The organism is Thermomonas sp. LB-4, from assembly GCF_036409385.1.
Taxonomy (GTDB): Bacteria; Pseudomonadota; Gammaproteobacteria; order Xanthomonadales; family Xanthomonadaceae; genus Thermomonas.
The window spans coordinates 291,392-311,944 of the sequence record NZ_JAXOFT010000002.1 but is presented as its reverse complement, the minus strand read 5'-3'; the positions used below and the strand labels follow the sequence as shown (position 1 = coordinate 311,944).

Annotated in this window: 24 protein-coding genes and 1 tRNA gene; 13 read left to right on the top strand and 12 right to left on the bottom strand. The window is 69.8% G+C overall.

The window, feature by feature from the left end; genetic code table 11:
• The first annotated feature begins 59 nt into the window (after positions 1-59).
• Positions 60-926, top strand: coding sequence for an ABC transporter permease subunit (locus SPK54_RS03210; RefSeq protein ID WP_330946503.1), 867 nt, complete (start codon positions 60-62; stop codon positions 924-926).
• Positions 923-1,732: an ABC transporter permease subunit gene (locus tag SPK54_RS03205; protein WP_330946475.1), complete on the top strand. Its 810-nt coding sequence runs from the start codon at positions 923-925 to the stop codon at positions 1,730-1,732. The genes SPK54_RS03210 and SPK54_RS03205 overlap by 4 nt, the downstream gene beginning before the upstream one ends.
• Here SPK54_RS03205 and rlmKL read toward each other — a convergent pair whose 3' ends face one another.
• Both rlmKL and SPK54_RS03195 read right to left on the bottom strand, forming a co-directional pair.
• The gene (rlmKL, locus tag SPK54_RS03200) at positions 1,733-3,868 is read right to left on the bottom strand and encodes a bifunctional 23S rRNA (guanine(2069)-N(7))-methyltransferase RlmK/23S rRNA (guanine(2445)-N(2))-methyltransferase RlmL (protein ID WP_330946474.1); all 2,136 of its coding nucleotides are present in this window, start codon (positions 3,866-3,868) and stop codon (positions 1,733-1,735) included. It abuts the gene before it with no gap.
• A gap of 103 nt (positions 3,869-3,971) precedes the next feature.
• A complete protein-coding gene (locus SPK54_RS03195; protein ID WP_330946473.1) occupies positions 3,972-4,499 on the bottom strand; it encodes a hypothetical protein in 528 nt (175 codons plus the stop codon).
• 22 nt (positions 4,500-4,521) lie between these two features.
• Between SPK54_RS03195 and SPK54_RS03190 the strand changes: the two genes are divergently transcribed.
• Genes SPK54_RS03190 through SPK54_RS03180 form a run of 3 tightly spaced genes read left to right on the top strand, consistent with a single transcriptional unit; the run spans position 4,522 to position 6,805 of the window.
• On the top strand, positions 4,522-5,079 hold the full coding sequence (locus tag SPK54_RS03190) for an N-acetylmuramoyl-L-alanine amidase (protein WP_330946472.1): 558 nt from the start codon (positions 4,522-4,524) through the stop codon (positions 5,077-5,079).
• Positions 5,080-5,138: 59 nt separating this feature from the next.
• On the top strand, positions 5,139-6,002 hold the full coding sequence (gene tesB / locus SPK54_RS03185) for an acyl-CoA thioesterase II (RefSeq protein WP_330946471.1): 864 nt from the start codon (positions 5,139-5,141) through the stop codon (positions 6,000-6,002).
• The gene (locus tag SPK54_RS03180) at positions 5,999-6,805 is read left to right on the top strand and encodes a hypothetical protein (protein ID WP_330946470.1); all 807 of its coding nucleotides are present in this window, start codon (positions 5,999-6,001) and stop codon (positions 6,803-6,805) included. Before tesB ends, SPK54_RS03180 begins: the two co-directional genes overlap by 4 nt.
• Positions 6,806-6,877: 72 nt before the next feature.
• Here SPK54_RS03180 and SPK54_RS03175 read toward each other — a convergent pair whose 3' ends face one another.
• Complete coding sequence (locus tag SPK54_RS03175) at positions 6,878-7,462, bottom strand: EF-hand domain-containing protein (RefSeq protein WP_330946469.1); 585 nt, start codon at positions 7,460-7,462, stop codon at positions 6,878-6,880.
• Positions 7,463-7,573: 111 nt separating this feature from the next.
• On the opposite strand from SPK54_RS03175, the gene SPK54_RS03170 reads away from it, so the two are divergent.
• Complete coding sequence (locus SPK54_RS03170; RefSeq protein ID WP_330946468.1) at positions 7,574-8,293, top strand: arginyltransferase; 720 nt, start codon at positions 7,574-7,576, stop codon at positions 8,291-8,293.
• A 1-nt stretch (position 8,294) separates the two neighbouring features.
• Here the strand turns inward: SPK54_RS03170 and SPK54_RS03165 are convergent, their stop codons facing one another.
• The gene (locus tag SPK54_RS03165; RefSeq protein ID WP_330946467.1) at positions 8,295-8,630 is read right to left on the bottom strand and encodes a hypothetical protein; all 336 of its coding nucleotides are present in this window, start codon (positions 8,628-8,630) and stop codon (positions 8,295-8,297) included.
• Between the two features lie 75 nt (positions 8,631-8,705).
• Between SPK54_RS03165 and SPK54_RS03160 the strand changes: the two genes are divergently transcribed.
• The 7 genes from SPK54_RS03160 (at position 8,706) to SPK54_RS03130 (ending at position 13,706) form a co-directional block, all read left to right on the top strand.
• Complete coding sequence (locus tag SPK54_RS03160) at positions 8,706-9,617, top strand: hypothetical protein (protein ID WP_330946466.1); 912 nt, start codon at positions 8,706-8,708, stop codon at positions 9,615-9,617.
• Between the two features lie 93 nt (positions 9,618-9,710).
• Entirely contained in the window at positions 9,711-10,595 is an 885-nt protein-coding gene (locus SPK54_RS03155) for an SPFH domain-containing protein (RefSeq protein ID WP_330946465.1), read from the top strand.
• Positions 10,596-10,598: 3 nt separating this feature from the next.
• Positions 10,599-10,778, top strand: coding sequence for an Arc family DNA binding domain-containing protein (locus SPK54_RS03150; protein ID WP_190281600.1), 180 nt, complete (start codon positions 10,599-10,601; stop codon positions 10,776-10,778).
• Complete coding sequence (locus tag SPK54_RS03145; protein WP_330946464.1) at positions 10,775-10,957, top strand: DUF4177 domain-containing protein; 183 nt, start codon at positions 10,775-10,777, stop codon at positions 10,955-10,957. The genes SPK54_RS03150 and SPK54_RS03145 overlap by 4 nt, the downstream gene beginning before the upstream one ends.
• Position 10,958: 1 nt before the next feature.
• Positions 10,959-12,272, top strand: coding sequence for an alpha/beta fold hydrolase (locus SPK54_RS03140; RefSeq protein ID WP_330946463.1), 1,314 nt, complete (start codon positions 10,959-10,961; stop codon positions 12,270-12,272).
• A 3-nt stretch (positions 12,273-12,275) separates the two neighbouring features.
• The gene (locus tag SPK54_RS03135; RefSeq protein WP_330946462.1) at positions 12,276-12,845 is read left to right on the top strand and encodes a PH domain-containing protein; all 570 of its coding nucleotides are present in this window, start codon (positions 12,276-12,278) and stop codon (positions 12,843-12,845) included.
• 27 nt (positions 12,846-12,872) lie between these two features.
• Positions 12,873-13,706: a M15 family metallopeptidase gene (locus tag SPK54_RS03130; RefSeq protein WP_330946461.1), complete on the top strand. Its 834-nt coding sequence runs from the start codon at positions 12,873-12,875 to the stop codon at positions 13,704-13,706.
• A 66-nt stretch (positions 13,707-13,772) separates the two neighbouring features.
• On the opposite strand, the gene rfbD is transcribed toward SPK54_RS03130, so the two are convergent.
• From rfbD to pheT, 8 genes are all read right to left on the bottom strand, one after another.
• Positions 13,773-14,669 carry a dTDP-4-dehydrorhamnose reductase gene (gene rfbD / locus SPK54_RS03125; RefSeq protein WP_330946460.1) on the bottom strand — a complete coding sequence of 299 codons (897 nt, stop codon included), beginning with the start codon at positions 14,667-14,669 and terminating at the stop codon, positions 13,773-13,775.
• Positions 14,666-15,226 carry a dTDP-4-dehydrorhamnose 3,5-epimerase gene (rfbC, locus tag SPK54_RS03120; RefSeq protein WP_330946459.1) on the bottom strand — a complete coding sequence of 187 codons (561 nt, stop codon included), beginning with the start codon at positions 15,224-15,226 and terminating at the stop codon, positions 14,666-14,668. Before rfbC ends, rfbD begins: the two co-directional genes overlap by 4 nt.
• Positions 15,223-16,110 carry a glucose-1-phosphate thymidylyltransferase RfbA gene (gene rfbA, locus SPK54_RS03115; protein WP_330946458.1) on the bottom strand — a complete coding sequence of 296 codons (888 nt, stop codon included), beginning with the start codon at positions 16,108-16,110 and terminating at the stop codon, positions 15,223-15,225. The genes rfbC and rfbA overlap by 4 nt, the downstream gene beginning before the upstream one ends.
• Before the next feature lie 117 nt (positions 16,111-16,227).
• Complete coding sequence (rfbB, locus tag SPK54_RS03110; RefSeq protein ID WP_330946457.1) at positions 16,228-17,283, bottom strand: dTDP-glucose 4,6-dehydratase; 1,056 nt, start codon at positions 17,281-17,283, stop codon at positions 16,228-16,230.
• A gap of 108 nt (positions 17,284-17,391) precedes the next feature.
• A tRNA-Pro gene (locus SPK54_RS03105) sits at positions 17,392-17,468 on the bottom strand.
• Between the two features lie 49 nt (positions 17,469-17,517).
• A complete protein-coding gene (locus tag SPK54_RS03100; RefSeq protein WP_028839025.1) occupies positions 17,518-17,874 on the bottom strand; it encodes a MerR family transcriptional regulator in 357 nt (118 codons plus the stop codon).
• Positions 17,867-18,169, bottom strand: coding sequence for an integration host factor subunit alpha (locus SPK54_RS03095; RefSeq protein WP_330946456.1), 303 nt, complete (start codon positions 18,167-18,169; stop codon positions 17,867-17,869). The genes SPK54_RS03100 and SPK54_RS03095 overlap by 8 nt, the downstream gene beginning before the upstream one ends.
• Positions 18,170-18,181: 12 nt before the next feature.
• Complete coding sequence (gene pheT, locus SPK54_RS03090; protein WP_330946455.1) at positions 18,182-20,551, bottom strand: phenylalanine--tRNA ligase subunit beta; 2,370 nt, start codon at positions 20,549-20,551, stop codon at positions 18,182-18,184.
• Between the last annotated feature and the right edge of the window lie 2 nt (positions 20,552-20,553).

The following is a 20,553-nucleotide window of genomic DNA, read 5'->3' as shown; positions in this document are numbered from 1 at the left end:
GCTGGTTCCGCGCGGTGGGCACCGAGTTCCGCACCCGCCGCGGGCGCTTGCTCACCACCATGCTGCCGATGCTCTGGCTGCTGCTGTTCTTCGCGGTGCCGTTCCTGATCGTGCTGAAGATCAGCTTCGCCGAAGCGGTGTTCGGGCAGGCGCCGCCCTACACGCCGCTGCTGGAACAGTCCGCCGACGGCGCCGCCAGCCTGCGCCTGCACATCTCCAGCTACGTGCTGCTGCTGCAGGACCCGCTGTACGTGGCCGCCTACCTGAAGTCGCTGCTGTTCGCGGGCGTCTCCACCCTGTGCTGCCTGCTGCTGGGCTACCCCATCGCCTACGGCATCGCGCGCGCGCGCCCGGTGTGGCGGATGCTGCTGCTGGTGCTGGTGATCCTGCCGTTCTGGACCAGTTCGCTGCTGCGCACCTACGCGATGATCGGGATGCTCAAGGCCAACGGCGTGTTGACCGGCGCGCTGGCCGCCGCCGGCCTGATCGAACCCGGCACCGCGATCCTGCACACCGACCTCGCGGTCTACATCGGCATCGTCTACAACTACCTGCCTTTCATGATCCTGCCGCTGACCGCCACGCTGATGCGGCTGGACTTCGGCCTGCTGGAGGCCGCAACCGACCTCGGCGCGAAGCCGTGGCAGGCGTTCCTGCGGATCACCCTGCCGCTGTCGATGCCCGGCATCATCGCCGGCGGCCTACTGGTGTTCATCCCGGCGGTGGGCGAATTCGTGATCCCGGACATCCTCGGCGGCCCCGACGCGCTGACCATCGGCCGCGTGCTGTGGACGGAGTTCTTCACCAACCGCGACTGGCCGCTGGCCGCCGCGGTTGCGGTCGCCATGCTGCTGATGCTGGTGATCCCCACCTTGCTGTTCGAATACGTCGAGAACCGCCGCGAGCGCAGCGAGGCGCAGGCATGAGCCGGCGCAACTGGGGCCTGTGGGCGGCGATGGCGGTGGGCTACGCGCTGCTGTACGTGCCCATCATCTCGATGATCGTGTATTCGTTCAGCGCCTCGCGCATGGCCACGGTGTGGGCGGGCTTCTCCACCCGCTGGTACGTGGCGCTGTTCTCCAACGAACAGATCCTGCAGGCGCTGGCGCGCAGCCTGACCATCGCCGCGGTGGCCGCCAGCGCGGCCACCGTCCTGGGCACCGCCTGCGGGCTGGCGCTCTCGAGGTTCGGCCGCTTCCCCGGCCGCGGCCTGCTCAGCCTGATGAACTCCGCGCCGATGGTGATGCCGGACGTGATGCTGGGCCTGTCCTCGCTCCTGCTGTTCGTCACCCTGCAGCAGGCGCTGGGCTGGCCGGAGCGCGGCATGGGCACGATCATGATCGCCCACATCACCCTGACCACCTGCTACGTCACCGTGGTGGTGCGCTCGCGCATGACCGCGCTGGACGACAGCCTGGAAGAAGCCGCGATGGACCTGGGCGCGCGCCCGTGGCGGGTGTTCTTCCGGATCACCCTGCCGCTGATCGCGCCGGCCCTGCTGGCCGGCTGGCTGCTGGCCTTCACCCTGTCGCTGGACGACCTGGTGATCGCCAGCTTCACCTCCGGCCCCGGCGCCAGCACCCTGCCGATGCTGATCTACTCGAAGGTGAAGCTGGGCGTGACCCCGGAAATCAACGCGCTGGCCACGCTGATCGTTACCGCGGTGGCGGTCGGGGTGATGGTGGCCGGCATCGTGATGCACCGGCGCGAGCGCGCCGGCGCGGAGCGCTGATCAACCGCCGCGCGCGACGATCCGCCAGGCGCGGTGGATGCGCGCGTTGCGTGCGAAGTCGGGCGGGATGGTCGAGGCACTGATGTCCTCGACCTGCGCGAACTCGAGCAGCGCTGCCTCATCCAGCTTGAAGCGGCGGAAGTTGTTGCTGAAGTACGCCACGCCGCCCGGCGCCAGCCGCGCCACCGCCGCGCGCAGCAGGCGCACGTGGTCGCGCTGCACGTCGAAGTCGTTGGCGCGTTTGGAATTGGAGAAGGTGGGCGGGTCGCAAAAGATCACGTCGTACTCGCCGTCGTCGGCTTCCAGCCACTTCAGCGCGTCGGCCTGGGCGATGCGGTGGCGGGTGCCGCCGATGCCGTTGCCGCGCAGGTTGTCGGCCAGCCATTCCAGATAGGTCGCCGACAGGTCCACGCTGGTGGTCTGCGCCGCGCCCTGCACCGCCGCCTGCACGGTGGCCACGCCGGTGTAGCAGAACAGGTTGAGGAAGCGCTTGCCGCGCGCCTCCAGCGCCATCCGCGCGCGCAGCGGGCGGTGGTCCAGGAACAGGCCAGTGTCGAGGTAGTCGAACAGGTTGACCTGCAGCTTGGCCGCGCCCTCCTCCACCGTGAGGAACTCGCCGCGGTGGTCGAAATGACCGTACTTGCTGCCGCCCTTGCCGGTGCTGCGGGTCTTCACCGCCACCCGCTCGCGCGGCACGCCGAACACCTCGCGCACCGCCAGCAGCAGGTCGCTCAGGCGCTTGCGGGTGGTGGCCTCCGGGATCTCGGCGGGCGCGGCGTATTCCTGCACGTGCAGCCACGTCTCGCCTTCGACCGTTGTGTAGACATCGACGGCGCAGGCGTATTCGGGAATGTCGGCGTCGTAGGCGCGGAAGCAGGCGACCTGCTCCTGCTGCCGCCAGCGCGCCAGCTTGTCGAGGTTCTTGCGGATGCGGTTGGCAACCATCTGCGCGCCTTCCGGAAGCTCGCGCTTTTCGCTGGCCTCGCGCTGCGGCGGAGCGATGGGATCAACCGCAATCAGGCTGCACTCGATCGCGCCGTTGAACACCTGGTAGCGCTTGTTCGCGCGCAGGCCGGTGGCGCGCGCCAGCTCGAAATCGCCGCACAGCAGGGCGGCGCGCCACTGCGGCACGGCGCGTTTCAGCGCAGCGCCCAGCGCGCGGTACAGCGCAGGATCGGCGGCCAGGCGCGCGTCGTAGGGCGGATTGCAGGCGACGGTGCCGCGCGGGTTTTCCATCGGCGGCAGGTCGGCGACGTCGCAGACCGCAAAGGAAATGGCATCGTCCACGCCGGCCACTTGCGCGTTCTCGCGCGCGGCGCGGATCGCGTGCGGGTCAACATCGCTGCCGTGCAGGCAGGGACGCAACGTGGCCCGGCCGCGCGCTTCGCGGGCGATGGCGTCGATGCACAGGCCGCTCCAGCCCTCGGCATCGAAGCCGCTCCACCGCGTGGGCGGTGCCTCGCCGTGGCGACGCAGCCCCGGCGCCACGTCGGCGGCCATCAGCGCGCCTTCGATCAGCAGCGTGCCGCTGCCGCACATGGGATCGAGCAGGTCGCCGCCGTCGACATACACCTGCGGCCAGCCAGCACGCAGCAGCACGGCGGCGGCCACGGTTTCCTTCAGCGGCGCGGTGCCCTGCACGCGCCGCCAGCCGCGGCGGTGCATGGGCCCGCCGGACAGGTCAATGGACAGCGTGGCGCGGCCCTTGCGGACCACCAGGTTGACGCGCACATCCGGCGAGTCCACGTCGACGTCCGGCCGCTGGCCGGTGCTGGCGCGCAGGGTGTCGACGACGGCGTCCTTGACCCGCTGCGCGGCGTAGCGCGCGTGGGTGAGGGCACTGCCGGAGACATGTGCATCGATGGCGAAAGTGTGGCTGGGCGAGAGATGGCGCGTCCAGTCCACCGCGGCCGCGCCGGCGTACAGCGCGTGTTCGTCGGCGCACTCGAACTCGGCGATGGGCCACAGGATGCGGCTGGCCAGCCGCGACCACAGCACCGCGCGCTGGGCGTCCAGCAGGCTGCCCTCGACGTTGGCGCCGGCGATGGTGGCGGTGGCGCGTGCGCAGCCGAGCGCCACCAGCTCATCGGCCAGCAGGTATTCCAGGCCCTTGCCGCAAGAAGCGAAGAATTTCATGGGTGAAGAGTTCTATCGTAGGAGCGCGCCGCAGGGGCGCGATCCGTCGTCCGGCAAGAAGCATCGCGCGCCTGCGGTGCGCTCCTGCGGGTGGAGACGGGCATCAGCGCAAGTCACCGAGCAGCGCGGCGAACGCCTCGGCGCTGGCCTGCACGTGGTCGGACAGGCGGTGCGAATCGTTCACCAGCAGCAGCCGCGCATTTCGCGCCGCCGCCCATTCCACTACCTGCGCGGCCGGGATCAGCTCGTCGTGCCAGCCGTGGATGATCGAGGTCGGCACGCTGGCGGCCTGCATCGGCGGCGCGCCCTCCATCACCACCGGCGGGGCCATCAGGAACAGCCCGGCCACCGGCAGCTGCCGCGACACGTGGCCGCTGATGTAGGCGCCCAGGCTGGAACCGGCCAGCACCAGCGGCCCGCGCGCGGCGGCCGCCTGCGCCAGCCCCTGCAGGCGGGCGATGCGCGCGGCCACATCGCCCAGCGGCGTCACCTCGCGACGGGCGTCCAGGTCGGTGTAGTCGGGGCGTTCGTGGGTCCAACCCAGGCGCTCGGCCACATCCGCCAGCGCGGTCACTTTGGTCGCATCGGGGCCGCTTTCGAAGCCGTGCGACAGGATGCAATGTCCTCTCATGGGTGAATGCTAGCATCGGCGCATGCCCGCCCCGCCGATCCACGCACGCCACCTGCCCTATGCGGCGCTGCTGGCCGCACGCGCGCCGGACGCCGTCGACACCGTGGTCATCCACTGCACCGAGCTGCCGGATCTGGCCACCGCCCGGGCGTACGGCGAGCGCGTGCTGTACGACTCCGGTACCGGCAACAGCGGCCATTACTACATCGACCGCGACGGCCGCATCGAGGAATACGTGCCGGTGGGCCGCAGCGCCCACCACACCCGCGGCTGGAACGCGCGCAGCATCGGCATCGAACTGGTCAATACCGGGCGCTACCCGCACTGGCTGGATTCCCGCCGGCAGGCGATGGACGAGCCATACACCGACGCGCAGATCGCCGCGCTGACCGCCCTGCTGCAATGGCTGTGCGGGGAAATCCCCTCGCTGGCGCAGATCGCCGGCCACGAGGACCTGGATCGCGACGAGGTCGAAGCCAGCGACGACCCCACCGTGAAGGTGCGGCGCAAGCGCGACCCGGGGCCGCTGTTTCCGTGGCAGGCCGTGCTGGATGCGGTGCCGCTGCGGCGCATCGCCTAGCGGCGTCCGCGCCCGGCAGCAAAAGGAAGCGCGACGGCCGCCCCGTATAATTCCGGCCCATGAACGCCCCCGTCTCCGAACTGATCGAACTGCTGTCGCTGGAACGCCTGGAAGACGACCTGTTCCGTGGCCAGAGCCGCGACATCGGCACCAAGTACGTGTTCGGCGGGCAGGTGCTGGGGCAGGCGCTGTCGGCGGCGCAGGCCACCCTGACCGAGCCGCGCAACGCGCATTCGCTGCACGCCTATTTCCTGCGCGCCGGCAATATCGAGGCGCCGATCGTCTATCACGTGGACCGCACCCGCGACGGCGGCAGCTTTTCGGTGCGACGGGTGACCGCGATCCAGCACGGCAAGGTTATCTTCTTCTGCGCGGCCTCGTTCCATGACGAGGAGCCCGGCGCGGAGCACCAGCTGTCGATGCCGGAGGTCCCCAAGCCCGAGGACCTGGAGCCCGCGCCGACGATCCCGCCGGACAAGCTCGCCCTGCTGCCGACCAAGGTGCAGCGCTGGCTGGACCGCGCCGGGCCGTTCGAATTCCGCCACGTCTATCCGCGCGACGAACTGAACCCGCCCAAGCGCCCGCCGTTCCAGCAGGTCTGGTTCCGCCTGACCGAGAAGGTGGGCGATGCGCCGGAGCTGCACCGCGCGCTGCTGGCCTACGCCAGCGACTTCCACCTGCTCGGCACCGCCACCTTCCCGCACGGCATCAGCTACTACCAGCCGAACGTGCAGATGGCGTCACTGGACCACGCGCTGTGGTTCCACCGCAGTTTCCGCGCCGACGACTGGTTGCTCTATTCGATCGACAGCCCCAGCGCGCAGGGCGCGCGCGGGCTGGCCCGCGGCCAGGTGTTCGACCGCAGCGGCCGGCTGGTCGCCAGCACCGCGCAGGAAGGCATGATCCGGGTGCTGCCCGCGTGAGGAAGGTCTTCTCCAGCCAGCGTCTGGAAAACGTCGAGGCGGTGGCCGAACTGCTGCGCGCCGAAGGCATCGCGGTCAAGATCGTCAATGGCCGCTCGTATCGCGGCCGCCGGCGCGGCGGCTTCAGCTACGACAGCCGCCGCATTCCCGACGACATCCCCGCGGTCTGGATCGTCCACTCCGAGGACCAGCCGCGCGGCCGCCAGCTGCTGCGGGAGCTGGGCCTGCTGGAAAGCACGCGCGACCCGGCTTCGAGCTACCTGCCCAGCGGCCGTCACGGCGAGGCGACCGGCAAGCCCGATTTCTTCAGCCCCAAGCGGATCAAGCTGGGACTGCTGTTGCTGATCGCCGCCGGCATCGCGCTGATCGTGTTTGCCACACGCAAGCAGGCGCCGGAGGCCATCGTCGCCACCCCTGACGCGCCCGAGGCCCCATCGGCGGCGCCGCCGCTGGTTCCCGAGGCGATCACCGAAGTGCAGGTCCACCGCATCGATGTGCCCACCGCGCTGGCGAAACTGCTGGTGACCGACACGCTGGAGCGGCGCAAGCCGTCGCGCGCCTGCATCGCCGTGGACGGCGGCGATCCGTCGCCCGCGCTGCTGCGGGCGCTGCCGGCCACCCCGGCGGCCCTGTTCCCGGCGTCGGCATGCCCCGACAAGGAGACGCTGGCCATCGCGGTGGACAACTACCTCACCGACGGCAGCGGCAGCGGCGAGGTGCAGCTGACGGTGGGCGGCGGCAAGCCCCGCGTGCTCGAAGTGGAGCGCAACGGCGCCGCCTGGCGCGTATTGCGCCGGCGCTGATCCACGCGCCCTCCGTCAGAACAGGAACGGCCCGCATCGCTGCGGGCCGTCTTCGTTGCCGGTGTTGCGGATTCAGCGCTTCTGCATCTGCGCAGGATGGCCGTCATGCGACATCCGCCCTGCTGTTCCGTCGCGGCCGTGGCCGCACACCTCGCCCATCTTGTCGAACTCGGCGCGGCTGAGCTGGCCATTCTTGTCGGCATCGGCCTTGCCGAAGCACTCCGCGCGTCGCTGGGCCATGCGCGCCTGGCGGTCGGCCTTGTCGATGTAGCCGTCCTTGTTCACGTCCATCTGCGCGAAACGCTGGTCCATGCCGCTCTTGCCGGCCTGCATCTCGGCGCGGCTGACGCGGCCGTCGCCGTCGGTATCCAGCGCGCGCATGCCGCCATGCTGGCCACGCATGCCGCCCGCATGCCCGCGCATGCCGGTGCGATGCATCGGCAGCTCCTCGCCGCTCAACTTGCCGTCCTTGTTCTTGTCCAACTGCGCGAACTTCTCCGCAAGGCGCGGGAACTTCGCGGCTTCCTCCTTGGTGATGACGCCATCGCCGTTGGCGTCGGGCTTGGCGTGCGTGCGCGGGGCAGCTGTCTGCGCCAATGCCAGGGTCGAAACCAGGGCGGCAGCGATCGCCAGCGTCAGGATGTGCAGCTTCTTCATGGGTCGTCTCCTCCCGGCACCAGCCGGGCTTGCCATGGAAAACGCCCCGGTGTCGCGGCGGTTGACCGGCCAAGCCTGCCAGCCGCTGAACGGCGGCGTTATCCTCCCGCCATGGGTAGCGACGACGACAACCTGCGACTGTTCCACAGCGCGCCGCATCCCTGTGGCTACTGGCCCGACCGGGAGGCCCGCGACCTGGTGCTGGACCCGCGCGACGAGCGCCTCCCAAGGCTCTATCCGATGGCGCTGGCATGGGGGTTCCGCCGCAGCGGCGACATCGTCTATCGACCGGGTTGCAGCGGCTGCCGCGCTTGCGTGCCGGTGCGCGTGCCGGTGGCCGCTTTCACCCCCGACCGCAGCCAGCGGCGCTGCCTGGCCCGCAATGCCGATATCGAGGCGCACGTGGTTGCACCGGCCTGCACCGACGAGTACCTGGCGCTGTACCGGCGCTACCTGTCCGCCCGACACGCCGGCGGCGGCATGGACGACCACGGCGCGCTGGAGTTCGAGCAGTTCCTGATCGGCGCCTGGAACGAGAGCCGCTTTCTGGAGCTGCGCGAACGCGGCAGCCACCGGCTGCTGGCGGTGGCGGTCACCGACCTCGCGCCGGATGCGCTGTCGGCGGTCTACACCTTCTACGACCCCGATGCGGCGGCGCGCGGGCTCGGCACCCTCGGCGTGCTGCGCCAGCTGGAATGGGCGGCCCGGGATGGCCGCGGCCACCTCTACCTGGGCTACTGGATCGCCGGCCATCCGAAGATGGACTACAAGCGCCGCTTCCGCCCGCTGGAAGGCTTCGACGGCCGCGGCTGGCGGCGGCTGGAAGCCTGAATCAGGGCTTGCCCGCAGCCTCCACCGGCGGCATGCCCGGCTCCAGCGTCACCATGCCGGCCCGGCTGCGATCGTAGAAGCCGAACTCGGCGTCGCTGCGCACGGAGACGATCATCCGCACCATGTTGCCGGGCACCATCAACTCCAGCGCAACCGCCCGGCCATCCGGCGCGCGGCCTTCCAGCGTCATCTCGATGAAGGCGCCGCCGGTATCCACTTCCCGGCACTGCACGAAGGGCCCCGCCGGCCCCTCCTGCAGGTAGGGCTTGACGGCATCGCCCAGCGCTTCCAGCGCCGGCGGGAAGAAGAACACGGCATATCCGGACCATTCGTTCATGCCCACATCCTTGCATACCTGCGGTGACGGGCACATGCGTTTCGTCCCCCGCGCCGGCCATGCGATCCTGTGCGCATGCCGATTTCGCCCCTACCGCGGATCTCGCTCGTGGCCGCGCTGCTGCTCGGCATTGCCGCCTGCACGCCGCCATCGCTGCCGTTCGCGCGGTTGGCCGGGCTGGTGACCAGCAGGCAGCTTGGTGAAATCAGCGGCCTGGCCGCCTCGCACGCCCATGACGGGGTGCTGTGGGCGATCAACGACGGCGGCAACCCGGCCCGCCTGTACGCCATCAGCCGGCGCGGCCGCCTGCTGGCGCGTTACGAGGTTGAAAGCGCGGACAACCAGGACTGGGAAGACCTGGCCAGCTTCGAGCTGGACGGCCGCCGCTACCTGCTGCTGGCCGATACCGGCGACAACGGCGGGCGCCGCCGCGGTTTTTCCCTGCACGTGTTCGAGGAACCGGCGGAACTGGCCAATGGCAGGCTCAAGCCGGCGTGGACGATCCGCGCGCGCTGGCCGGACGGCCCGCGCGACTGCGAAGCGGTGGCAGTGGATGCCGCCGCCGGCCAGGTGCTGTTGATCTCGAAGAAGCGGGTGCCGCCGGAGCTGTTCTCGCTGCCGCTGGCCGATCCGCGCGGCGCGGTGGTCGAGGCGCGGCGCATCGGCCGGCTGGCGGGCGTGCCGCAGGTGGGCGAGGAGCTGCGGCGCAAGGACCCGAAGCTGGCCGCACTGTTCTCCCAGGTGACCGCCGCGGACATCGCCCCCAACCGCCGAAGCCTGGCGGTGCTGACCTACGGCAGCGTGCTGTTCTACCGGCGTGGCGAGGGCGAAAGCTGGGCCGCCGCCACCGCCCGGACGCCCGAGGCCCATGACATCCCGCCGATTCCGCAGGCCGAGTCGCTGGCCTGGAGCGCTGGCGGCGGCGGGCTCTACGCGACCGGCGAATTCGTCCCGGCGCCGCTGTTCTACCTGGTTCCGCAGCAGTGAGCCGGCCGGCGCGCTGACCGTCCGTCGGGAAGCTCTTGCCTAAGTTGATATCAATTTGATATCAAATAAGCACAAGAACACTGGGGCACCACCATGAAAGAGAATCCCGTTTCCTCGCTGCCCGGCATCCCGTTCCTGCTGGCGGTGCTGGCCACCGCGGCCGTTTCGGTCTGGCTGGTTGCCACCGGCATCGGCCCGGACCCGGACAACCTCGGCGTCGCCTCCGGCACCCGCATCCTCGGCGGACTGCTGCTGGGCGCACTGGCCTTCTTCAGCCTGATCGGCCTGTACAAGGTCGAGCCCAACCAGGCGGCGGTGCTGAGCCTGTTCGGCCGCTACGTCGGCACGGTGAAGACCGACGGCCTGCGCTGGAACAACCCGTTCTTCAGCAAGAAGAAGATCTCGCTGCGGGTGCGCAACTTCGAATCCGGCAAGCTCAAGGTCAACGAGCTGGACGGCAGCCCCATCGAGATCGCCGCGGTCATCGTCTGGCAGGTGCAGGACAGCGCCGAGGCGGTCTACAACGTGGACGACTACGAAAGCTTCGTGCATATCCAGTCCGAGTCCGCGCTGCGCGCGATGGCCACCAGCTATCCCTACGACCAGCACGAGGAAGGCCAGCTGTCGCTGCGCAGCCATGCCGCCGAGATCAGCCAGCACCTGCTGAACGAGTTGCAGGAGCGGCTGGCCGATGCCGGCGTGCAGGTGCTGGATGCGCGCATCAGCCACCTCGCCTATGCGCCGGAAATCGCACAGGCCATGCTGCAGCGCCAACAGGCCAACGCCATCATCGCCGCGCGCACGCGCATCGTCGCCGGCGCGGTGGGCATGGTGGAGATGGCGCTGGCCGAACTGCAGAAGAACGGCGTCGTGCAGCTGGACGAGGAGCGCAAGGCGGCGATGGTGTCCAACCTGCTGGTGGTGCTGTGCGGCGAGCGCAGCACCCAGCCCATCGTCAACGCCGGCACGCTGTACTGAGCCATGTCCGAAAAAAAGGCCTATCCGCTGCGCATCAACGCCGAGGTACTGGCGGCGGCACAGCGCTGGGCGGACGACGAACTGCGCAGCCTCAACGCACAGATCGAATACGTGTTGCGCGACGCGCTGCGCAAGGCCGGGCGGATGCCCGCGCCCAAGACAAGACCGGAGGATGAAGCGTGAGCAGGAACTGGAAATACCTGGTGGTGGAGGTGAAGACCGGGCTGATGGGCGGATTCAAGCTGGAAGCCCTGCAGGAAGAGCTGGACAAGCACGGCCGCTCCGGCTGGGAGCTGGTCAACATCGTCCATGCCACGCCGACCGTGTCTTCGCCCACGCTCGTTTTCAAGAAGGAAGCCTGACATGCGCCGCACCCTCTTTTCCCTCGCCTTCGCCACCTCGCTGGCGCTAGCCGCCGGCGCCAGCGCGCAGGCCGCCGATCCCGCGGCGATCGCCCGCCAGGCCCTGGACCGCATGGACGCCGGCGACTACGCGCAGGTGGAACGCTCGTTCGGCGAAAAGATGGCCGCGGCGGTGCCGGCGGACAAACTGAAGGCGGTGTGGGAATCGCTGCCGGCGCAGGTCGGCAAAGCCACCGGGCGCGGCGAACCCGCCGTGTCCGCGCAGGGTGGCGCGACGCTGGTGAGAATCCCGCTGCACTACGAAAAAGCGGAACTGGTGGCGACGTTCGCCATCGATGGGGATGGCCGGATCACCGGCTTCCTGGTGCAGCCGGCGCAGGCCGCGACGCCCGCCCCGGCGGTCGCCGCCGATGCGCCCTACCTCGAGCGCCAACTGATGGTCGGCACCGGCGAACGCGCCCTGCCCGCCACGCTGGCGCTGCCGAAGGGCGATGGCCCCTTCCCCGCCGTCGTGCTGGTGCACGGCTCCGGCGCGCACGACCGCGACGAAACCATCGGCCCCAACCGGCCGTTCCTGGACATCGCCCGCGGCCTGGCCGCGCAGGGCATCGCGGTGCTGCGCTACGAGAAGCGCACCCGGGCGCGGCCGCAGGACTTCGCCGGCGGGGTACCCGGGGTGGACGAGGAAACCACCTTCGATGCCGTGCACGCGGTGGACGCACTGCGCAAGGCCGAAGGGATCGATCCCAAGCGGGTGTTCGTGCTCGGCCACAGCCTGGGCGGGATGATGGCGCCGCGCATCGCCGCGATGTCCGGCCACGTCGCCGGGCTGGTCCTGCTGGCGGCCCCGGCGCGGCCGCTGCTGGACATCGTGATCGAGCAGAACCGCCGCCTCGCCGTCCTCGACGACGGCAAGACCAGCGATGCCGAGCGCGACGCGATCAACGCCCTGGTCCAGCAGGTGCGCAGCGTTCGCGATGCAGCGACCGATGCCGCGGCGAAGGGGCCGATGGGCCTGTCGGCGGGCTACTGGCGCAGCGCCGACGGCGTGGACGCGGTGGCCGAAGCACAGCGGGTGAATCTGCCGATGCTGGTCCTGCAGGGTGCGCGCGACATCCAGGTGGTGGATGCCGACTGGCAGCGCTGGAAAGGCGCCTTCCACGACGATCCCGCGGTCGCATTCAAGCTGTTCGACAGGCTCAACCACCTCGGCATCGCCGGCGACGGCGACGGGTCGCTGGCCGAATACCAGCAGCCGGGGCATGTCGACGCCACGCTGATCGACGAGGTCGCGGCCTGGATCAAGAGACACTGAGCGATGAAACACCCCGACACCAGGACGGGCGCCGCCGGGCAAGCGGTGTCGAGCCGCGATTTCCCGCCGGCCCCGCTGCACCATGTGACCTGGCCGCTGGTGCTGGGCTTGTGGGTGGTGCTCCTGCTGGCCGCGTTCCTGACCAGCCCGCACCAGCAGTCCCCCCACAACCCGGTGCCATGGTGGTTGATGCTGGTGTTCGGCACCGCACTGGTGCCGGCCGGACTCGCCTCGATGCTGGCGCACCGCGCCATTACCCTCCGCGCAGGCCAGCTGGAGGTCTCGGGCGCCCTGCTCTTCAGCCGCAGGGTGCCGGTCACCGATCTGGTACTGGACAAGGCACGCATACTGGATCTGGACGAACACACCGAGTACAAGCCAATGCTCCAGCTCGGCGGCTTCAGCCTTCCCGGTTTCAGTGCCGGGCACTACCTGCTGCGCAACCGCAACCGCGCGTTCTGCCTGCTCACCGCGCGCCGCAACGTCCTGCTGCTGCCGCAGCGCGATGGCAAGCTCATCCTGGTCAGCCCGGAAAAGCCGCAGGCCCTGCTGGACGCCTTGCGCGGGCGCTGAGCGACCCGCGGAGGTATCCTGCATCGCATGCCGCAACTGCCGCCGCTTCCGCTCAAAGTCGCGCTGCTGAACACCCCGGAGATCGAGCTGTGGCCGGCCGGCCTGCTGCGTGCGCGCGGCAATGGCCACGCCCGCCTGCTCGCCCGCGCCCGCCGCGTGCTGCGGCGCAAACGCGACGGCGCGTGGCTGGCCGCCCAGCTGGAAGATGGCCTGCACCCGCTGCGACCCGGCCTGCATCGCGAACCCGGCATGGCGGCGGCAAGGCGCGCACTGGACGCGCATCAGCCGCATCTTCGCAATGGCATCGAACACACCGGGGTGCTGCCCCTGCACCGCCTGGCGCAACGCCTGCAGCTGCTGGGCCTGGATGCGGACGGCTACGCCATGCGGACCGGCCTGAGCCTCACCCATGAACCGGATTGGCTGGCGCTGGCGGATTTCGATCGCTGGCGGCGCCCGCTGTGGCTGCGCATCGACGCCGCCCGCGCCTGGCGGCACCTGCGCGATGCCGCGCTGGCCGACGGCATCGTGCTGGAGGCGATCTCCGGCTATCGCAGCCAGGCCTACCAGCTCGGCATCTTCGAGCGGAAGCTGGCGCACGGGCTGAGCGTGGGGGAGATCCTCGCGGTCAACGCCGCGCCCGGTTTTTCCGAGCACCACTCCGGGCTTGCGCTGGACATCGGCACCGTCGACGAACCCCCGGCGGAGGAATCATTCGAGCGCACGCCGGCGTTCGCCTGGCTGCGCGAGCACGCTGGCGACTACGGGTTCTCGATGAGCTATCCGCGCGACAACCCGCACGGCATCGTCTACGAACCCTGGCACTGGCGCTTCGCGCCCAGCTCGAAGCAAGCCGCGTAGGCGCACCGCAGGGGCGCGACTGCTTTCAGCGGATCACGTAAAAAGCATCGCGCCCCTGCGGTGCTCTTACGGGGTGCGGGACGCGGCGAGTTCGCTCAGGACGCCACGCAACCCGTCGCGCCAGTCGGGCGGGGCGATGCCGAAATCCCGGCGCAGCCTTTCGGTGTCCAGCACTGAATAGGCAGGCCGGCGCGCCGGGGTCGGATACTCCGCCGACGCGATCGGCAGCACCCGCGGGACCCGCTGCAACAGGCCCGCTGCCAGCGCCTCGTCGATGATCGCCTGGGCGAAGCCATGCCAGCTGGTTTCGCCCGCGGCGACCAGATGCCACGTACCGGATGTGGGCACGCCATGCGCGAGGATCCGGGTGCTGGCCTCGGCAATCCACGCCGCCGGCGTGGGCGCACCGACCTGGTCCGCCACCACCCGCAGCTCGTCGCGCTCGCCGGCCAACCGCAGCATGGTGTGCAGGAAGTTCTTCCCATGCGCGGCGTACACCCAGGCGGTGCGCAGGATCGCGTGACGCGCGCCGCTGGCGCGGACCGCTTCCTCGCCGGCCAGCTTGCTGGCGCCATAGACGCCCAGCGGCGCGGTGGCGTCGTCCTCGCGATACGGACGCGAGGCGCTGCCATCGAACACGTAGTCGGTGGAGTAATGCAGCAGCAGCGCACCGGTCGCCGCGCAGGCCTGGGCGATGGCGCCGGGTGCCCGCGCGTTGACCCGGAATGCGGCGTCGGGCTCGCTTTCGGCACGGTCCACCGCGGTGTAGGCGGCGGCATTGACCACCACGTCGGGGGCGATGCGCAGCACCAGTTCGCCCAGCGCATCGGGCGCGTCGAAATCGGCTGCGGGCTCGCCGTCGCCCCCCTCGCGCGTCGCCACCACCAGCTCGCCCAGCGCCGGCAGCGTGCGCCGAAGTTCGCGCCCGACCTGGCCGTTGCCGCCCAGCAGCAGCAGCCTCATGCGGCGTACTGCGGCAGGCGTTCCGGCGCGATGTCGGCCAGCAGAGGCGCGGCCGCGTCCTTGGCGGAAAGCGATACCTCCGCCAGCGGCCAGTCGATCGCCAGCGCGGGGTCGTCCCAGCGCAGCGAGTTGTCGCTGTCGCGGTCGTAGGGCGCGGTACAGAGATAGGTGAACAACGCCGTCTCGCTCAGCACCAGGAAGCCGTGGGCGAAGCCCTCCGGGATCCAGAAATGGCGCTTGTTGTCCGCGCTGAGGATGGCGGCCGCGTGCCGCCCGAACGTCGGCGAGCCGCGGCGGATGTCCACCGCCACGTCGTACACCTCGCCTTCGAGCACGCTGACCAGCTTGCCCTGCGGATGGTCCGGCCACTGGTAGTGCAGCCCGCGCAGCACGCCCTTCTGCGAGCGGCTGACGTTGTGCTGCACGAACGAAGTGGGAAGCCCGTGCTGGCCGAAGCGCTGCGCGTTCCAGCCCTCGTAGAAGAACCCCCGCGCGTCGCCGTGCACGGCCGGCTCGATCACCACGCAGCCCGGCAGATCCGTCCCGATGATCTTCACGCGACGCGACCCTGCGCCGCCAGCCCCAGCAGGTATTGCCCGTAGCCGTTTTTGGCCAGCGGCTCGGCCAGTTCGCGCAGGCGCGCGGCGTCGATCCAGCCGTTGAAGAAGGCGATTTCCTCCGGGCAGCACACCCGCAGCCCCTGCCGCGCCTCGATGGTCTCGATGAAGGTGGACGCCTCCACCAGCGATTCGTGGGTACCGGTGTCGAGCCAGGCGTAGCCGCGCCCCATCTTCTCCAGGTGGAGGCTGCCGTCGTCGAGGTAGCACTTGTTGAGGTCGGTGATTTCCAGCTCGCCGCGCGGCGAAGGTTTCAATGCCGCGGCGTAATCGCAGACGCGGCCGTCGTAGAAATACAGGCCGGTGACGGCATAGTTCGACTTGGGCTTTGCCGGCTTCTCCTCCAGGCCGACGACCAAGCCGCCGGCGTCGAACTCGGCCACGCCGTAGCGCTGCGGATCGCGCACCCAGTAGCCGAACACGGTGGCGCCGTCCCGGCGCGCGTCGGCGCGCTGCAGCAGTTCGGTCAGGCCGTGGCCGTGGAAGATGTTGTCGCCCAGCACCAGGCAGGACGGCCCGCCGGCGAGGAACTCGCGGCCGATCAGGAACGCCTGCGCCAGCCCGTCCGGGCTCGGCTGCACCGCGTACTCGATCTTCATGCCCCACTGCGAGCCGTCGCCCAGCAGGCGCTGGAACAGGGCCTGCTCGTGCGGGGTGTTGATGATCAGCACCTCGCGGATGCCCGCCAGCATCAGCACGCTGAGCGGGTAATAGATCATCGGCTTGTCGTACACCGGCAGCAGCTGCTTGCTCACCGCCTGGGTGATCGGATACAGGCGGGTGCCGGAGCCACCTGCCAGGATGATGCCTTTGCGTTGGGTCATGTCAGTCGTCCGTTTTCTTGTCCGTCGTCCCTCCGCAGGCGGGGACCCGGCTTTTCGCGTTGTCCCCGCCAAGTCGGAGGCGGGATTCCCGCCCCTGCGGGAATGACGGAATCGCGCTTATCCCGATGTCCCGATGCGCTCCAGGCGATAGGACCCGTCCAGCACGCGCTCCACCCAGCCCTGATTGGCCAGATACCAGTCGACGGTCTCGGCGATGCCCCGCTCGAAGCTGTACTTCGGCTGCCAGCCCAGCTCGTCGCGCAGCTTGCTGGCGTCGATGGCATAGCGACGGTCGTGGCCGGGTCGGTCGGCGACGAAAGTAATCTGCGATTCGCGCGGCAGGCCGTCCTTGCGCGGGCGGCGCGCGTCCAGCAGTGCGCAGATCGCCTTCACCACCTCGATGTTCTGCTTCTCGGCGTTGCCGCCGACGTTGTAGGTCTCGCCCACCCGGCCCTTGGCCAGCACGGTGCGGATGGCCTCGCAGTGGTCGGCCACGAACAGCCAGTCGCGCACCTGCCTGCCGTCGCCGTACACCGGCAGCGGTTCGCCGGCCAGCGCCTTGGCGATCACCAGCGGGATGAGCTTTTCGGGGAAATGGTACGGGCCGTAATTGTTGCTGCAGTTGGTGGTCAGCACCGGCAGCCCGTAGGTGTGGTGGAAAGCGCGCACCAGGTGGTCGGAGGCGGCCTTGGACGCCGAATACGGCGAGTTCGGCGCGTACGGCGTGGTCTCGGTGAACAGGCCGGTTTCGCCCAGCGTGCCGTAGACCTCGTCGGTGGACACGTGCAGGAAGCGGAAGCTTTCCCGCGCCGCGCCCTCCAAGGCCTTCCAGTAGTCGCGCACCGATTCCAGCAGCGCCAGCGTGCCGACCACGTTGGTCTGGATGAACGCGGCCGGGCCATCGATGGAGCGGTCCACGTGGCTCTCGGCGGCGAAGTTCACCACTGCGTCGGGCCGGTGCTCGGCCAGCAGCCTCGCTACCAGCGCACGGTCGCCGATGTCGCCGTGCACGAACACGTGGTTCGGATCGCCCTCGATCGCGGCCAGGGTGTCGCGGTTGCCGGCGTAGGTCAGCGCGTCCAGGTTCACCACCTTGACCCCGCGCGCCACCGCCTCCAGCACGAAATTGCCACCGATGAAGCCGGCGCCGCCGGTAACCAGCCATGTCGTCATGCGTGAACGATCCCTGTGATGCAGCTTGCAAGTATCGCCCAAACGCAAAAACCCCGCCTGAAAGGCGGGGTTTCGCGAGGCGTTCCGGGCAGATGCGGAACATTGTATTGGTCGGGGTAGCCGGATTTGAACCGACGACCACTTGTCCCCCAGACAAGTGCGCTACCAGGCTGCGCTATACCCCGAAGATTGGCCGGCGATTATACCTGAGCCCGCCGCTTCCGGCGAGGCGGATCAGCGGCGCAGGATCTGCAGCACTTCCTCCAGCTCGGCGCGCACCTGGCGCACGATCTGGTTGCTCAGCGCCGACTCCTGCTTGCCGTCCTCGCCCTCCAGGCGCAGGCGCGCGCCGCCGATGGTGTAGCCCTGTTCGTACAGCAGGCTGCGGATCTGCCGCACCATCAGCACGTCGTGGCGCTGGTAATAACGGCGGTTGCCGCGGCGCTTGGACGGCTCCAGGCTGGGGAACTCGGTTTCCCAGTAGCGCAGCACGTGCGGCTTGACCTCGCACAGCTCGCTGACCTCGCCGATGGTGAAGTAGCGCTTGGCCGGGATCGGCGGAAGCTCGCGGTTGCTGCCGGGATCAAGCATGGACGCCCCCGACGAAGGCTTCCACGCGTTCCTTCAGCTTCTGGCCGGGGCGGAAGGTCACCACGGTGCGCGCCGAGATCGGGATTTCCTCGCCGGTCTTGGGATTGCGGCCCGGACGCGGGTTCTTGCGGCGCAGGTCGAAGTTGCCGAAGCCGGACAGCTTGATCTGCCGCCCCTGCTCCAGCGCCCCGCGCAGCGCGTCGAAGAACGCATCCACGAATTCCTTGGCCTCGCGCTTGTTCAGGCCGACTTCCTCGTACAGCTTTTCGGCCATTTCCGCCTTGGTCAACGCCATTACCGCCCCCTGTCAGCGCCTGATGGCCGCACTGTGTTCCTTGCCCAGCGCGGCCACCACGGCTGCCACCACCGCATCCACGTCACGATCTTCCAGCGTGCGCGATTCATCCTGCAAAATCAAGCCGATGGCGAGACTCTTGAAACCCGATTCGATGCCCTTGCCGGCATAGCGATCGAACAGCCGCAGCTCGCGCAGGATCGGGCCGGCGGCGGCTTCCGCGGTCGCCTTCATGGCCCCCCACGTCACCGCTTCCGGGACGACAAACGCGAGATCCCGGCGGACGGACGGATACTTCGACAGCGCCCTCGCCCGCGGCAGCGGACGCGCCAGCAGCGCGTCCAGCGCCAGTTCGAAGCCGAAGACATCCACGTCCAGGCCCAACGCCTGCTGCAGGCGCGGGTGCAGCTGGCCGATCCAGCCGATGCATGCGCCATCGCGATAGACGTCGGCGCTGCGCCCCGGATGGGCGAACGGCTGGCACGACGCGCGGTACTCCAGCACCGCGCCCGACAGCGCAGCCAGACTGTCCAGATCGCCCTTGAGATCGTGGAAATCGAGCGCGCGCTCGGCCACGCCCCACTGCTCGGCCATGGCCTTGCCGCAGGCCACGGCCGCCACGCGGCGCGTCTCTTCGGGCGCATCGCCGGTTGCCGCGAAGGTGCGGCCCAGCTCGAACAGGCGCACGCGCGCCTGCTGGCGCGCCACGTTGCGCGCCAGCGCCGCCACCAGCCCCGGCAGCAGGCGGGTGCGCATCACCCCCAGCTCGGCGCTCAGCGGATTGGCCAGCGCGACGCCGCCGGCGTCCAGCTGCCAGGTCTTCAACAGATCGGCATCGACGAAGGCGAAGTTGATCGCCTCCAGGTAGTCGCGTGCCACCAGCTGGCGGCGCACGTCGTGCTCGCTGCTGCGGCTTTCGCTGGGCGCGACCAAACGGGTGGCGCCGCCCGGCAGGGTGGCAGGGATCGCGTCGTAGCCGTGGATGCGCGCGATTTCCTCGATCAGGTCTTCCTCGATGGCGAGGTCGAACCGGCGCGCCGGCGGCGTCACCTGCCAGCCCTCGGCGACAACCTCCACCGCCAGACCGAGCGCAGTGAGGATGCGCGCCACTTCCGCATCGGCCACCTGCGTGCCCAGCACGCGGGCCAGCCGCGCGCGGCGCAGGAGGACCGGCTGCGGCTGCGGCAGGTGTTCGGTCAGCACCGCTTCCCGCACCGGGCCGGGCTTGCCGCCGGCGATATCGAGGATCAGGCGGGTGGCGCGCTCGATGGCGATCCGCGGCAGCTCCGGATCCACGCCTCGCTCGAAACGGTGCGCGGCATCGGTATGCAGGCCCAGCCTGCGGCTGCGACCAATGATCGCCGCAGGCGCGAAGTGCGCGGCCTCCAGCAGCACGTTGCGGGTGGCGTCGCCCACCTTGGTGTCGTTGCCGCCCATGATGCCCGCCAGTCCGACCACGCGATCGGCGTCGGTGATGACGAGGAAGCCCTCGTCCAGCTTCGCTTCGTCGCCGTTGAGCAGCACCACGGTTTCACCCACGCGCGCATGGCGCACGCCGACCGGGCCCTTGAGCAGGTCGCGGTCGTACGCATGCATCGGCTGGCCGAGCTCGAGCATCAGATACTGGGTAACGTCGACGAGGAAGCTGACCGGACGCACGCCGCTGCGCACCAGCCGCTGCGCCATCCACACCGGCGTCTTTGCCGCCGGGTCCACGCCCTCGATCACGCGGGCGACGAAGCGCGGCGCATCGCTGCCCGCGTGCAGTTCCACCGCCATCGCGCTGTCGATCACCGCCGGCACCGGCTCGGCCTGCAGCGGCTCCACCTCGCAACCGGTCGCCGCCGCCACGTCGAAGGCGATGCCGCGCACGCCAAAGCAGTCGGCGCGGTTGGGGGTGAGCTTCAGCTCGATGGCCGCGTCCGGCAGGCCCAGGTAGTCGGCCAGCGGCTTGCCTACCGGCGCGTCGTCCGGCAGCTCCAGCAGGCCGGAGGCATCGGCGTCGATGCCCAGCTCCTTCGCCGAGCACAGCATGCCGTTGGACTCCACGCCGCGCAGCTTGGCCGCCTTGATGGTCAGCGTGCCGACGGTCGTGCCGATGGTGGCCAGCGGCGCGACGAGCCCCGCGCGGGCGTTGGGTGCGCCGCAGACGATCTGCAGCGGCGCATCCAGGCCGGCGTCCACCTGGCAGACCTGCAGCTTGTCGGCCTGCGGATGCTTCTCGGCGGACAGGATCCTCGCCACCACCACGCCGTCGAGCGCCTCGCCCAGCGGGGTCAGCTCCTCGACTTCCAGGCCGATGGCGGTCAGGGTGGCAGCCAGCTCTTCGCGCGTCGCCGTGGTCTTGACGTGCTGGCGCAGCCAGTTCTCGGAGAATTTCATCG